This is a genomic window from Spirillospora sp. NPDC049024, from assembly GCF_040649235.1.
Classification (GTDB): Bacteria; Actinomycetota; Actinomycetes; order Streptosporangiales; family Streptosporangiaceae; genus Spirillospora.
In genome coordinates this window covers 110365-124293 of sequence record NZ_JBEZFD010000012.1, presented here as the reverse complement: position 1 = coordinate 124293, position 13929 = coordinate 110365, and the positions used below count along the sequence as shown (strand labels likewise).

Below are 13929 nucleotides of genomic sequence, written 5' to 3'. Positions count from 1 at the left end.
CTTGACCCCGCCTGGCCACCACTTGACCCGCGCCTTAATCCCCGGATCAGCCGCCCACCGCCCCCGGCGCCCCGAGTTCCAGGCGGGCAGACACCGGACGGAACAGATCAGCCGGAACAGATCAGGCGGAACAGATCAGGCGGGACGGATGCCGGGGGCGACGCCCGAGTCGGCGACGGCGGTGCGGATGCTCGCGGCGAGGGCCTCGAACTCGTCGGCCCGCGGCGACGTCGACCGGAAGCCGAGACCGACACGGCGGAAGGGCGCCGGTGCCGCGAACCGGTGCACGCCGAGGTTCGGCGCCCGGCGGGTCTCCACGTGCAACGCCGTCTCGGGGACGAGCGTCACCCCGAGCCCGCCTGACACGAGCTGGACCAGCGTCGCCAGGCTCGTCGCGTACGTGGCCGCCGCGGCGCGCGCGCCCACCTCCCTGCAGACGTCGAGCGCCTGGTCGCGCAGGCAGTGGCCCTCGTTCAGGAGGATGACGTCGAGGTCGTTCAGCGCTTCCCGCTCCACCTCGGTGGCGTCCAGGTCGAATCCCGCGGGCGCGACGAGCACGAAGTCCTCGTCGTACAGCGGCAGCTCCGTCACGCCCGCCGCCGGCACGGGGAGCGCCAGCAGCACCACGTCCAGGCGCCCGGCGAGCAGTTCCGCGGCGATGTGACTCGTCTGCTCCTCGTGCACGGACAGTTCCAGGTCGGGGAACTCCTTGGCGAGCCGCGGCAGGACGACGGGCAGCAGGTACGGCGCGACGGTCGGGATGACCCCCACGCGGAGCGGCCCCACGAGCGGCCCACGGACGGCCTTGACCTCCTCGACCAGCCGGTCGAGTTCCGCCAGGACGGTCTCGGCGCGCCGCGCGACCCGCTCCCCCGCGGGCGTCAGCAGGACCTTGCGCGTCGTCCGCTCGACGAGGCGCGTTTCGAGGCTCTCCTCAAGCGCCGCCACGGCTCCGGACAGGGCGGGCTGGCTCATGCGGAGCGCGGCGGCGGCGTCGCGGAAATGCAGGTATTCCGCCAATGCCAGGAAGGCCCGCAACTGGGCCACCGTCGGTCTGCTGATCGCCATCCTGACCGAGAGATTACCCAACCGCGATCACGCACCGTGACACGTCCCAGGTCGAGGCGGGGTGGCATTCGCCACAGCGTTAACACGACGGGGCCCCTCAGTGGATGGGGAGGCGGTCGGGGTGCGGAATCGGGGCGCCGGGATCGGCGACTCGTGAGGTGAAGGTGCCGTGGAAGCCGAACGGGAGGTGGTGCGGGAGGTGGAGGTTCGCGACGGGGGCGAGGTCCCGGGCGTCCAGGATGGTGAGCCGCGAACGGTGCTCTGCGGCGAGATACACCACGGTTAGGAGCCACCCGTCGTCCTCGGCGGAATCCGGCGCGCGGGGCACGAAGATGGGCTCGCCCACATAGGTGTCCGGGCCGGCCTCATGCGCCTGCGTATGTCCGGTGTCGTTGTCGACCTTCAGGATGGTGTCGTACTCGCCGCTCGGGCCCGTCCGTCCCGTCATGTAGGTGTAGCGGTGGCGGCGCGTGGAGAGGCGCCAGTCGTACTGGGGGAACTCGCCGGGCGTGTCTGACAGCTGCGTCTCGATCACGCGTCCCGCCGGGGTGATCCGGTAGCGCATGAGCCTGCTGGACGGCAGGTCGGTGAAGCGCGTGCGGAACTCGGACAGGTCCCGCCTGATCGCCTCGAAGTCGTCGAAGAGCACCAGGTCGACGACGGTGTCGGTGCCGTCCTCGAAGGCGTTCGCCACGTGGACGTGCACGAGCGACTCGTGCTCCACGATCCGCGCCGGGCCGCCGTTGCGCGGCACCAGCACGAACCGCGTCCCCTTCTCGGGACGGTGCCGGATCGCGTCGAACACCGACGCGCCGCCGCCGAACATGGTGCGCAGGTCGACCATGTACGGGTCCAGGACGAACACCATGTGCTCGCTCGTCAGCGCCACATCGTGGTTCCACGGCATGTTCAGCATCCGGACTCTGGCCAGCCGCCGCAGCCTGCCGTGCCGGTCGACCTTCCAGCAGTTGAGGGACGGCAGCGGGGTGAAGTCCTGCCCGAAGTTGAACATCTCGCCCGTCACCGGATCCCACTTCGGGTGGGCGGAGAACGCCTTGAGCGCGCCGCGCAGCCGCCCGTCGAAGTCGTAGGCGCCGAGCGTCTCCAGGGTGTCGGGGTCGAGGCGGTGCGGCGGACCGCCCTCCCACAGGGCCAGCAGCCGGTCGGCGTGCAGCGCCACGCCGGTGTTGGCGACGTTCGCCGGCCCCTTCCCCTTCACGAAGTTGGCCCAGAATCCGCCGGGGAGCGGCGTTCCGACCCCCGGATGGCTGGGGGCGCTGGAGACCATGCCGTGCTTGAACTGCGGCGTCCGGACATAGCGGTTGCGGAACCGCACGGACCGGCCGTCGAAGGCGAACTGCGAGACCATCCCGTCGCCGTCGAAGAGGTGGTGCATCAGCGTGCGCCCGACCTCCCACTTGCCCGGGCCGATCCGGTACAGCGTGCCGGTGAGATCGGACGGGAGCTCCCCGTCGATCTGGTCGATGACGTAGTCGTGCTCGTGCATGAGCGGCGCGAAGATGCGCGCCATGTCCGCCCGATCGGCCTGCGGCCCGCCGTTCACGGGCTCGCGCTTCGGGGAGTCGGCTTCGCTGGTCCGGGGCATGGGGGCCTCCCCATCTGGATACGCGTGTTGCCAGAAAGGTAGATTCTGGAAACGCCTGTGTCAAGATTGGGAGGTGAGCCCTCGCCCGTACGGCGGCGTCACCGCCGACCGCCGCCGCGCCGACCGCCGCGCCGCACTCCTGGAGGCGGCCCTCGACCTGCTCGCGGCGGAAGGCGTCCGGGGCACGTCCCTGCGCGCCGTCTGCGCTCGCGCCGGCCTCAACCCGCGCTACTTCTACGAGAACTTCGCCGACCTGGACGCGCTGCTGACCGAGGTCCACGACCGGATCGTCATGGAGATCGCCGAGGCCGCCGCCCAGGGCGTCGCCGCCGCGGGGCCGGACGCCGGCCTGCGCACGACCGTCCGCTCCGCCGCCGTGGCCGCCCTGGAGACGGGCCGCGCGGACCCCCGGAAGGTCCGCGTGATGCTGGTCGAGGCGACCGCCAGTCCCGTCCTGCGCGAGCGCCAGGCCGCCGCGCGCCGCGACTACACCCGCCGGGTCATCGAGTACGCCCGGACGTTCTACGACATCCCGCCCGACGCCGACGCGCGGGTGCAGTTCGTCGCCACCATGCTGGTCGCCGGCTGGAACGAGAACCTCATCGCCTGGCTGGACGGCGAACTCCAGACCACCCTGCCCGGCCTGGCCGACATGTTCGCCGACGCCGCCGAAGCCCTCGCCACCCACGCCGCCGCCCACCCCCGAGAGAATGACCTGCTTTGAGGGATAGGTCACTCGATGCGTATTGTGCGGGCTCGACGCCCTACACTGGCTCGTCACCGAGCGTGAAGCCCGTTTTGGGCGAGTCGATGTGATTTACATCTAGTAGTCGGCTTGGTTTCCACGCCACCCGGTCATTGCGCCGCAGGTCAGGGCAGGCGAGCGAGCTATTGATAAGAAGTTCCTATCGATCACTTGCGACAGATCGATTTCTCTTGCGAAACGGCTCACGGCACTCTGAGTGACACGGCCGCCGAGGCGGGAAGCCCGCGGCCTTCCTGCGCCTCCTCATGCGGAGGCGACCCTTTCTCATGTCGAAGGAGCATGCGTTGCTTACTGTCGGTGACAAGTTCCCCGAGTACGAGCTCACCGCCTGCGTCTCGCTGGACGCCGACAACGCGTTCGAGACGATCAACCACAAGTCCTACGAGGGCAAGTGGCGCGTGGTCTTTTTCTGGCCGAAGGACTTCACCTTCGTCTGTCCCACCGAGATCGCCGAGTTCGGCCGCCTCAACGAGGACTTCGCCGACCGCGACGCTCAGGTGCTGGGCGCGTCGGTCGACAACGAGTTCGTCCACTACGCGTGGCGCAAGGACCACCCGGACCTGCGGGAGATCCCGTTCCCGATGATGTCCGACCTCAAGCGCGAGCTGTCCGAGGAGCTCGGCATCCTCACCGAGGACGGCGTCGCCCAGCGCGCGACGTTCATCGTGGACCCGAACAACGAGATCCAGTTCGCCATGGTGACCGCCGGTTCCGTCGGCCGGAACGTCAAGGAGGTCCTGCGGGTGCTGGACGCGCTGCAGAGCGACGAGCTGTGCCCCTGCAACTGGAACAAGGGCGAGGAGACGCTCGACGCGACCAAGCTGCTCGCGGGCGCCTGAGCCTCTCACCGGGTCCGAACCCGCGGAGTCCCAGCACGACCGACGGCGGCCGGCCGCGCGAACCGCGGCCGGCCGTCCGCACGAAAGGACGCATGATCATGAGCGTTGACGCGCTGAAGGGCGCCCTCCCGGGCTACGCCAAGGACACCAAGCTCAACCTGGGCTCGCTGACCTCGACCTCCCAGCTCACCGACCAGCAGCTGTGGGGGACGGTCCTCGCCTGCGCCCTCGCCACGCGCAGCACCGTGGTCATCCGGGAGCTCGCCGAGGAGGCGGGCGACAACCTGTCCGCCGAGGCGTTCGAGGCGGCCAAGGGCGCCGCGTCGATCATGGCGATGAACAACGTGTACTACCGCGCCACCCACCTGATCGGGGACGAGACGTACGCGACCCTCCCGGCCCGGCTGCGGATGTCGATCATCGGGAAGCCCGGCGTCGACAAGGTCGACTTCGAGCTGTGGTGCCTCGCCGTGTCGGCGATCAACGGCTGCGGGCGGTGCCTGGAGTCGCACGAGAAGGTCGTCCGCGAGGCGGGCCTGTCGCGCGAGCTCGTCCAGGAGGCGCTGCGGATCGCCGCCGTGGTGAACGCGGCCGCCGCGACGCTGGACGCCGAGGCCGCCCTGGCCCCCGCCACCGTCTGACGGCGCGGCCTGGCGGCACGTCTGACGGCGGCGGCACGGCCTGGCGGCACGGCCGGCGCTGTCGGTGAAAGCGAAAGGCCCGGACGGATCCGTCCGGGCCTTTGCCGTGCCTATGCGGCCGGGTCTGGACGGCCGTGCCTACGCGGCCGGGTCTAGGCCCTGTCTCGAAGTGGCCTCGGCCACGCGCGCGAACGCGTGACCTGGCCGGTGCAGCGAAGCCGGAGGCGAGCGGAACCGGGCAGATCGCGAAGCGATGCCGCGTTCGCCCAGGCACGGTCACGCAGCGAGCCGCCAGGCGAGCGAAGTGGGCCGGGTCTGTATTAACACAGCCGCCAGACGAGCGGAGTGGGCCGGGACTTTGAAATCCTGCCTACTCCCACTCGATGGTGCCCGGGGGCTTGGACGTGATGTCGACGGTGACGCGGTTGATCTCGCGGACCTCGTTGGTGATGCGGGTGGAGATCCGCTGCAGGACCTCGTAGGGGAGCCGCGCCCAGTCGGCGGTCATCGCGTCCTCGCTGGTCACCGGACGCAGCACGATCGGGTGCCCGTACGTGCGGCTGTCGCCCTGCACGCCCACGGACCGCACGTCCGCGAGCAGGACGACCGGGAACTGCCAGATGTCGCGGTCGAGGCCGGCGCGGGTGAGCTCCTCGCGGGCGATGGCGTCGGCGTCGCGGAGGATGTCCAGGCGGTCGCGCGTGACGGCGCCGATGATGCGGATGCCGAGGCCGGGGCCGGGGAACGGCTGCCGCCAGACGATCTCGGCCGGCAGGCCGAGCTGCTCGCCGAGCGCGCGGACCTCGTCCTTGAACAGCGTCCGCAGCGGCTCGACCAGCTTGAACTGGAGGTCTTCGGGAAGGCCGCCGACGTTGTGGTGCGACTTGATGTTGGCCGCGCCGGTGCCGCCGCCCGATTCGACCACGTCCGGGTAGAGGGTCCCCTGGACGAGGAACTCGACCGGTTCGGCCGGCTCCCCGGCGGCCCCGGACCCGCCGTGGACGATCTCGCGGGCCGCCTCCTCGAACACCCGGATGAACTCGCGGCCGATGATCTTGCGCTTCTCCTCCGGGTCGGTGACGCCGTCGAGGGCGGACAGGAAGCGCTCCTGGGCGTCCACGACGTGCAGGTTCACGCCGGTGGCCGCGACGAAGTCCTTCTCGACCTGCTCGGGCTCGCCCTTGCGCAGCAGGCCGTGGTCGACGAACACGCAGGTCAGCTGGTCGCCGATGGCGCGCTGGACGAGCGCGGCGGCGACGGCGGAGTCGACCCCGCCCGACAGCGCGCAGATGACCCGCTTCTCGCCGACCTGCTGCCGGACGGCCTCGATGGACTCGTCCGCGATGTTCACCATCGTCCAGTTCGGCCGGCATCCGGCGCCCTCGTAGAGGAAGCGCCGCAGGATCTCCATGCCGTGCTGGGTGTGCAGGACCTCGGGGTGGAACTGGACGCCGAAGAAGCCGCGCTCCAGGTCCTCCATGCCCGCGACCGGGGTGACGTCCGTGCTGGCCGTCACGGTGAAGCCGGAGGGGGCGCTGCTCACGAAGTCGCGGTGCGACATCCACACCGCCTGCTCGTGCGGCAGGCCCGCGAACAGCATGCCCGGGGACGTGACGGCGACGGTGGCGCCGCCGTACTCGGCGACGTCGGAGTTCTCGACCGTCCCGCCGAGGGCCTGCGCCATCACCTGGTGGCCGTAGCAGATGCCGAGCGTGGGGACGCCGATGTCGAACAGGCCCTCCGGCACGACCGGGGCGCCCTCGGCATACACCGACGCCGGGCCGCCCGAGAGGATGATCGCCTTCGGCCGCTTGGCGAGCATCTCCGCCGCCGGCATGGTGGACGGCACGATCTCGCTGAAAACATGGCACTCGCGGACCCGTCGTGCGATCAGCTGCGCGTACTGCGCGCCGAAGTCGACGACGAGGACGGTGTCAAAGGACTGGTCTGCGGCCACCAACTACGCCTTTCGCCCGGCCGGAAGGGTCTCCCAGTCTACGGGCCCCTGCCTGCGCCGATGCGCCGCACCCCGGAGCCGATCGTTACAGGCGGCAACTGACCGATAACGGTCAGCATCGATTTACCTTGATCACACATACACGATGACCGCGTTCTGCTATCAGTTGATGACGTCCTGTATTCGGCGAAGCGTTGCTCTCCCAGAAGCCCGCACTGCTCGGGGCCTGGTCTCCTCGCGAGCCCGGTCACCTCGGAAGTCGGCCTGCGGGGGTGCGCCGTGCTCGCCGGAACGCCGCGCTCGCCCGGCCCCCGGCCGCGAGCGACGTCCCTAGGAGTGCCGTGAAGCTGCTCGCCGCCGCCGCTCTGCTCGCCGCCCTCGTCCCCGCCGCGCCTTCCGGGCCGTCCGCGAGCCCGTGGCACGAACGCCGGGGCGGCGACTGCGCGCAGCCCCTCGCCGCGAACCGCTCGGCCGAGCGGCACGCCGACGCGCGGCACCGGACGGACGGCCATGTCCGCGACGATCTGGACCTGAGCCCCGCCGAGGCCGCGGCCGTCGAAGCGCGCCTGAACCGGATCCTCGACGATCTCGGCCAGGGCGAGCAGGGGTCCGGGAAGGCCGCCAACCTGCGCCGGGGGGCCCGGATCACCATTCCGGTCTACTTCCATGTGATCCACGCCGGCGCCAAGGGCAACGTGTCCCTCGCGATGATCCAGCGCCAGATCAACACGATGAACGCGTCCTACGGCGGACGCAACGGAGGCGCTGACACGCACGTCTCCTTCACGCTCAAGGCCGTGAGCCGCACCGACAACGCGGCCTGGTTCGGCGACCCGGAACGCTACGAGGACACCTACAAGCCGAAGCTGCACAGGGGCGGCAAGGCCGACCTGAACCTCTACAGCACCTACATCGGCGGCGACCTGCTCGGCTGGTCGACCTTCCCCTGGAGGTACAAGTCCGACCCCGAGATGGACGGCGTCACCATCCACTACGCCAGCATGCCGGGGGGCTCCATCCACAACTTCAACAAGGGGTTCAGCGCGACCCACGAGGTGGGGCACTGGCTGGGGCTGTACCACACGTTCCAGGACGGCTGCAGCGGCCAGGGCGACCGCGTCTCCGACACCCCCGCCGAGCGCGACCCCACCAACGGCTGCCCGGCCTACAAGGACACCTGCCCCACGCCCGGCGACGACCCGATCCACAACTACATGGACTACAGCTACGACACCTGCATGAACTCCTTCACCGCCGGCCAGGGCGCCCGCATCCACAAGGTGTGGACGGCCTACCGCGCCTGACCCACCCCGCCGGCTCAGCCTCGGGCAGCTCTGGCCTTGGGCTCGGGCTCGGCTTTGTCTTCCGTCTTGGCCGGGCTTTCCGTTGCGGCCATGGGTCGGGGCTCGGCCCTGCGCCTGGTGGCGGTCTTGTTCTTGGCGGTGGTCTTGAGGTGGGTCGCTACTTCGGGGGGTAGGTGGCGGACGGCCTCGCGTAGGGTCACGCCTGAGATGGTGTCGAGGCGGGGCTCGACCCAGGCGGCCACCCAGTCGGGGTCCTTCTTGGACAGTTCGCGGAGCACCCAGCCGATGACCTTGCGGATGAAGAACTCGCGTTCGGCGATCAGCGCGTCCCCGTAGCGGTCGATGCGGGCGAGGTCGGGATCTCCCGCCCGCACACCCGCCATGAGCGCCAGCATCGCCGTGCGCCGCACCCACATGCAGGGGTCGGCGACCCACGCGTCGAGCACCGCCGCCAGGTCCGGGTGGCGGAAGACCAGGGCGCCGACGACCTTCTCCGCGAGCTGGTCGACGTACACCCAGCTCGCCGAGTCGCGGATGAGCCGTTCGGCCAGGCTCACGTCGCGCGGCTCCAGCAACGCCACCCGCTTCATGAGCACCTCGATGGCGGCCATGCGGGCCTCGTGCACCGGGCGGCCTTCGTCGGTGACGTCCCAGAGCGCCGCAGCGAGGGCGACCAGTTCCTCCCGTGTCGGCTTGGCCTTGACCGCCGACACCGCGACCTTGCGCAGCGCGGGAACGGGGACGCCGATATGGGCGAACTCGCTCTTCAGGTAGCGCTTCTCCCCCTCGGCCCGCACCGGGTCCGCCTGTGCTCGCAGCTCGGCCATGATGCGTGCCGCCTCGGCCTCCACATCCATGGGGCCACGCTACGCCGCCGCGCTACGGCGCCGTATTCAGCATTACGCATCCGTGTTCGTTCAAGTTTGCTAAAGACGCGTTGTTTGTTCGCATTCACCCTGGTTCCAGCGATGACTCCGCTCCCCTCGCGCGCGCTCCCCCGCTCGCGCCGCACCCCCAAGGAGTTCCATGAAACGCGCCGGAATCGCCGCCGCACTCGGCATGGCCGCCGCCTTCACGGCGTACGCCCCCGCCGCACCCGCCACACTCGCCGCCCCTTCCGCCGGGCACGCCTCGTCCACCGTCTGCGCCGACCAGCCCGCGCAGGCCCGCGTCCGCGCCGGAGCCCACGCCACCGAGCGGAACCAGCCCGGAGCGGCCCAGGTCGCCTCGATGGAGAAGGACTTCCAGAACCGCGTCGGCAAGCTGAGGAAGGCGAGCACCGCGGCGGCCATCACCGTCCGGGTGCACTTCCAGGTCGTCTACGGCAGCGCGGGCAACGTGTCCGACTCGGTCCTGAACAAGCAGCTCACCGTCCTCAACAACGCCTACGCCGGCAGCGGCGTCACGTTCACTCTGGCCGAGATCAGGCGGACGCAGAACGCGGCCTGGTTCTCCGACCCCGAGGGCAACGAGAGGAAGATGAAGTCCGCGCTGCACACCGGCAACGCGCAGGACCTCAACTTCTACACCGCCGACCTCGGCAGCAGCCTCCTCGGCTGGGCCACGTTCCCGAGCAGCTACCGCTCCCAGCCGTCGATGGACGGCGTCGTCGTCCACTACCAGAGCCTGCCGGGCGGCTCGATCGGCAACTACAACGAGGGCGACACCGGAACCCACGAGGTCGGCCACTGGATGGGCCTCTACCACACGTTCCAGGGCGGGTGCAGCGGCTCCGGCGACAGCGTCTCCGACACGCCCGCCGAGCAGAGCCCGGCCTCGGGCTGCCCGACCGGCCGCGACACCTGCTCCGCGCCCGGCGCCGACCCCATCCACAACTTCATGGACTACAGCTACGACTCCTGCATGTACGAGTTCACGCCGGGCCAGTCCACGCGCATGAAGAACCAGTGGGCCGCCTACCGCGCCTGATCCCCGACGGCGTCTGATTCTCGACGGCGTCTGATTCCGTACCCCGTCTGACCAGCGAGCCCGGCGCCGGAGCTTTCCGCTCCGGCGCCGGGCTCCTCGGTTTCCGCCGGGGCGGCCACCGAACGGGTCAGTTGATGTCGACTATCGGGAGTTTCAGGGCCGCGGGGGCGTCGGCCGGGACGACGGGGTTCTTCGGGGCGACCGGGGCGAGGCGGCGGTAGGCGTCGCCCAGGGCGGGGCGCGGGTCCTTCTCCGCGCGGTTCGGCCAGAACGACATGGCGCGCTCGGCCTGGGCCGTGATGGTGAGGGACGGGTTGACGCCCAGGTTGGCCGACACGGCGGAGCCGTCCACGACGTGCAGGCCGGGATGCCCGTAGACGCGGTGGTAGGGGTCGATCACGCCCGTCTCGGCGGAGTCGCCGATCGCGCAGCCGCCGAGGAAGTGCGCGGTCATCGGGATGTCGAACAGGTCGCCCCAGGCGCCGCCCGGGATGCCGCCGATCTCCTCGGCGATCAGGCGGGTCGCCTCGTGCCCCTCGGGGATCCAGGTCGGGTTCGGCTCGCCGTGCCCGGCGGACGCGCGGACGTCCCACCCGAACGGGCCCTTCTTCGGGCTCAGCGTGATCGAGTTGTCGCGGGTCTGCATGACCAGCGCGATGACGGTCCGCTGCGACCAGCGCCGGACGTCGAAGAGCTGGACGAGGTCGCCAGGCCGGCGCACCACCTCGCGGGCGAACTTCAGGATCCGCGGCCTGTGCCGCTCCCCCGGCCGGTCGCCGTCCACCAGGAGGGTCTGCAGGCTCGCGAGCAGGTTCGAGCCCCGGCCGTACCGGACGGGCTCGATGTGGGTCTCCGGCGTCGGGTGGAACGAGGACGTGATCGCCACGCCCTCGGAGAAGTCCGGGCCCGGCTTGCCGCCCCGGCGCCCGCCGCCCAGGATCGCCTCGGAGTTGGTGCGGGTCAGGGCGCCGAGCCGGTCGGACAGCCGCGGCAGCAGCCCGGTCGACTTCAGCTTGTGCAGGAGCTTCTGCGTCCCGTAGGTGCCCGCGGCGAAGACGACCTGCTCGGCGGTGAGCGTCTTGCGGTTGCGGCCGAACGAGCCGGTCCGGACGATGTCGACCTCGTAGCCGCCCCCGGGGCGCGGCCGCACCGCGGTGACGCGGCTGAGCGGCATCACCCGGGCGCCCGCCTTCTCGGCCAGGTACAGGTAGTTCTCCGTCAGCATGTTCTTCGAGCCGTGGCGGCAGCCCGTCATGCACTCGCCGCACTCCAGGCAGCCGCGCCGGCGCGGGCCCTCGCCGCCGAAGTACGGGTCGGCGCTCTCGATCCCGGCGCCGCGCCCGAAGTAGACGCCGACGGGCGTCTTCACGAACGTCTCGCCCTTGCCCATCCGGTCGGCGACCCGCTTCATGACCTTGTCGGCCGCCGTCGTCGTCGGGTTCTGGACGACGCCGAGCATGCGCTTCGCCTGCTCGTAGTACGGCGCCAGCTCGTCCCGCCAGTCGGTGATGTGCGCCCACTGCCGGTCCTTGAAGAACGGCTCCGGCGGGACGTACAGCGTGTTGGCGTAGTTGAGGGACCCGCCGCCGACGCCCGCGCCCGCCAGCACCATCACGCGGCTCGACTTCGCGCCGCGGATGAGGTGCATCCGCTGGATGCCGGTCAGGCCGAGCGCGGGCGCCCACAGGTAGCGGGCGACGCGCCAGTTCGTCTTCGGCAGCTCCGGATACCGGGACCCCGGCGCCCCGGCCGGGTTCGTGTCGAAGCGGCGGCCCGCCTCGATGACCCCGACCCGGTAGCCCTTCTCGGTCAGCCGCAGCGCCGAGACGCTGCCGCCGAACCCCGACCCGACGACGAGCACGTCGAAGTCATGCTTCACAGGCGTTCCCTACTTGATCCGCAGCTTCTTCATGAGCTTGATGCCGGTGGCCATGTAGTCGGCGAACTTGTCGTAGCCGATGGCGCCCGGCGGCTCCAGGTCCATGAAGTGCTGGCTCGCGACGGTCTGGACCTCGGTGAACTTCAGCAGCCCCTCGGACCCGTGGCGGCGTCCCACACCGGACTGCTTCATCCCGCCCATCGGGGAGTCGTACGAGGCGTACGCGGCGCCGTAGCCGTCGTTGATGTTGACCGTCCCCGCCTGGATGCGGGCGGCGATGCGGCGGCCCCGCGCCGCGTTCTTCGTCCACACCGACGCGTTCAGCCCGTAGGACGTGTCGTTGGCGCGGGCGACGACCTCGTCCTCGTCCCGGTACTTGTAGACGGAGACGACGGGGCCGAACGTCTCGTCCGCGCACAGGTCCATGTCGCCGTTGACGTCCGCGAGGACCGTCGGCTCGTAGAACAGCGGACCGACGTCCGGACGGGCCTTCCCGCCGGCGAGGACGGTCGCGCCCTCCTTGACGGCCTGGTCGACGTGCGCGGAAACCGCGTCCAGCTGGCGCTTGTGGGTCAGCGAGCCCATCTCGGCCTCGAAGTTCAGGCCGGTGCCGAGCTTCATGCCCTTGACCAGCTCGACGAACCTCGGGACGAAGCGGTCGTAGACGTCCTCGTGCACGTACATCCGCTCGATCGAGATGCACAGCTGCCCGGCGTTGGTGAAGCACGCGCGGACGGCGCCGCGCGCGGCGCGCTCGACGTCGGCGTCCGGCATGACGATCATCGGGTTCTTGCCGCCGAGCTCCAGCGAGTAGGCGACCAGGCGCGGCGCCACCTTCTCCGCGATCGCCTTGCCGCCGCGCGTGGAGCCGGTGAACGAGACGTAGTCGGCGTTGTCCACCAGCGGGTCGCCGATCTCGGACGGCTCCCCGACGACGATCTGCCACAGGTCCTTGGGCAGCCCGAGCGACACCAGCAGGTCGAGGACCCACAGGCTGGACAGGCAGGTCTGGGTGTCCGGCTTGTGGATGACCGCGTTGCCCGCCATCAGCGCCGGCGCGATGTCGCTGGCCCCGAGCGCGAACGGGTAGTTCCACGGCGCGATCAGCGCGACGACGCCCTTCGGGTGCCGCAGCTCCTGGACGCGGGTCACCCCGGGCATCATCCCCTGGCGGCGGCGCGGCTTCAGCAGCCGCGGGGCCCGCCGGGCGTAGTAGAGCGAGCACAGCGCCACATCGAGGAACTCCTCCATGGCGTGGCGGCGCGCCTTGCCGGTCTCCAGCTGGATGACGTCGAGGATCTCCTCGCGCCGGTCGACCAGGGCGTCCGCGAGCCGCAGGAAGGGCTTGACCCGCTCGCCCGCCGGCAGCGCCGCCCAGGCCCGCTGCGCCTTGCGCGCCCGCTCGTAGGCGGCCCGGACGTCATCGGGACTCGACAACGGAACGGTCGCCAGCGGCTCACCGGTGAAGGGGGTGGGGATCGTCGCGGTCTCGGCGCCGTCCGAGACGACATGCGAGACCAGCCGGTCGATCAGGGCCTGGGGGAGGCTGTGCTCCGCCGCGCTCTTGGCAGAGCCCGCCGCGCCATCGGCGGACTCCTTCGCGCCTTCGACAGTGCTCGCCGTGCCATCGGCCGTGCTCGCGGTGTCGTCGGCAGAGGTCTTCGCGTCTTCGGCGGCGTTCGCCGCGCCGTCAGCGGAGTTCTTCACGCCTTCGGCAGTGGTCTTCGCGCCTTCGGCAGAGTCCTTCACGCCTTCGGCAGAGTTCGTCGCGCCTTCGGCAGGGTCTGCCGCGCCTTCGGCAGGGACCGTCGGGGATGCCATGCAGGCAGGGTATGACCACCCGTCCAGTTTGGCTACCCGCAAGTAATGCGCTACTTGCAGTGATATGCCCCACTAGGTCCCGCCGACTCCCCCGGGCGATCCCGGTTTCTCCGACCGCG

General features: G+C 70.6%; 11 protein-coding genes. 5 read left to right on the top strand and 6 right to left on the bottom strand.

The features are described 5' to 3' along the window. Nucleotides 1-135: 135 nt before the first annotated feature. Nucleotides 136-1068 carry a LysR substrate-binding domain-containing protein gene (locus AB0C21_RS23040; protein ID WP_500206771.1) on the bottom strand — a complete coding sequence of 311 codons (933 nt, stop codon included), beginning with the start codon at nt 1066-1068 and terminating at the stop codon, nt 136-138. A gap of 97 nt (nt 1069-1165) precedes the next feature. Beyond that, on the bottom strand, nt 1166-2674 hold the full coding sequence (locus AB0C21_RS23035) for a carotenoid oxygenase family protein (protein ID WP_500206770.1): 1509 nt from the start codon (nt 2672-2674) through the stop codon (nt 1166-1168). 73 nt (nt 2675-2747) lie between these two features. Here AB0C21_RS23035 and AB0C21_RS23030 point away from each other — a divergent pair, with 73 nt between their 5' ends. The 3 genes from AB0C21_RS23030 (at nt 2748) to ahpD (ending at nt 4920) form a co-directional block, all read left to right on the top strand. Further along, nucleotides 2748-3398, top strand: coding sequence for a TetR/AcrR family transcriptional regulator (locus AB0C21_RS23030; RefSeq protein ID WP_500206768.1), 651 nt, complete (start codon nt 2748-2750; stop codon nt 3396-3398). A 326-nt stretch (nt 3399-3724) separates the two neighbouring features. Next, entirely contained in the window at nt 3725-4279 is a 555-nt protein-coding gene (locus AB0C21_RS23025) for a peroxiredoxin (protein ID WP_500206767.1), read from the top strand. Between the two features lie 98 nt (nt 4280-4377). Next, entirely contained in the window at nt 4378-4920 is a 543-nt protein-coding gene (gene ahpD / locus AB0C21_RS23020; protein ID WP_149258976.1) for an alkylhydroperoxidase, AhpD family, read from the top strand. 370 nt (nt 4921-5290) lie between these two features. Here the strand turns inward: ahpD and guaA are convergent, their stop codons facing one another. Beyond that, nucleotides 5291-6880, bottom strand: a complete 1590-nt coding sequence (guaA, locus tag AB0C21_RS23015) for a glutamine-hydrolyzing GMP synthase (RefSeq protein WP_500206765.1) — start codon at nt 6878-6880, stop codon at nt 5291-5293. A gap of 338 nt (nt 6881-7218) precedes the next feature. On the opposite strand from guaA, the gene AB0C21_RS23010 reads away from it, so the two are divergent. Then, nucleotides 7219-8181 (top strand): zinc metalloprotease, encoded by a 963-nt coding sequence (locus AB0C21_RS23010; protein ID WP_500206763.1) that lies wholly within the window; start codon nt 7219-7221, stop codon nt 8179-8181. Nucleotides 8182-8195: 14 nt separating this feature from the next. On the opposite strand, the gene AB0C21_RS23005 is transcribed toward AB0C21_RS23010, so the two are convergent. Next, the gene (locus AB0C21_RS23005; protein WP_500206761.1) at nt 8196-9038 is read right to left on the bottom strand and encodes a DNA alkylation repair protein; all 843 of its coding nucleotides are present in this window, start codon (nt 9036-9038) and stop codon (nt 8196-8198) included. Nucleotides 9039-9207: 169 nt separating this feature from the next. Between AB0C21_RS23005 and AB0C21_RS23000 the strand changes: the two genes are divergently transcribed. Next, on the top strand, nt 9208-10110 hold the full coding sequence (locus AB0C21_RS23000) for a zinc metalloprotease (RefSeq protein ID WP_500206760.1): 903 nt from the start codon (nt 9208-9210) through the stop codon (nt 10108-10110). Between the two features lie 127 nt (nt 10111-10237). On the opposite strand, the gene AB0C21_RS22995 is transcribed toward AB0C21_RS23000, so the two are convergent. Together AB0C21_RS22995 and AB0C21_RS22990 are read right to left on the bottom strand one after the other, a co-directional pair. Beyond that, nucleotides 10238-11989: an FAD-dependent oxidoreductase gene (locus tag AB0C21_RS22995; protein ID WP_500206758.1), complete on the bottom strand. Its 1752-nt coding sequence runs from the start codon at nt 11987-11989 to the stop codon at nt 10238-10240. Between the two features lie 9 nt (nt 11990-11998). Then, nucleotides 11999-13696, bottom strand: coding sequence for a succinic semialdehyde dehydrogenase (locus AB0C21_RS22990; protein ID WP_500206757.1), 1698 nt, complete (start codon nt 13694-13696; stop codon nt 11999-12001). Between the last annotated feature and the right edge of the window lie 233 nt (nt 13697-13929).

What these genes read in the sequence shown, in the direction of transcription:
- AB0C21_RS23040 (WP_500206771.1), bottom strand. Translation starts at nt 1,068, where the DNA reads ATGGCGATCAGCAGACCGACGGTGGCCCAGTTGCGGGCCTTCCTGGCA.
- AB0C21_RS23035 (WP_500206770.1), bottom strand. Translation starts at nt 2,674, where the DNA reads ATGCCCCGGACCAGCGAAGCCGACTCCCCGAAGCGCGAGCCCGTGAAC.
- ahpD (WP_149258976.1), top strand. Translation starts at nt 4,378, where the DNA reads ATGAGCGTTGACGCGCTGAAGGGCGCCCTCCCGGGCTACGCCAAGGAC.
- AB0C21_RS23005 (WP_500206761.1), bottom strand. Translation starts at nt 9,038, where the DNA reads ATGGATGTGGAGGCCGAGGCGGCACGCATCATGGCCGAGCTGCGAGCA.
- AB0C21_RS23000 (WP_500206760.1), top strand. Translation starts at nt 9,208, where the DNA reads ATGAAACGCGCCGGAATCGCCGCCGCACTCGGCATGGCCGCCGCCTTC.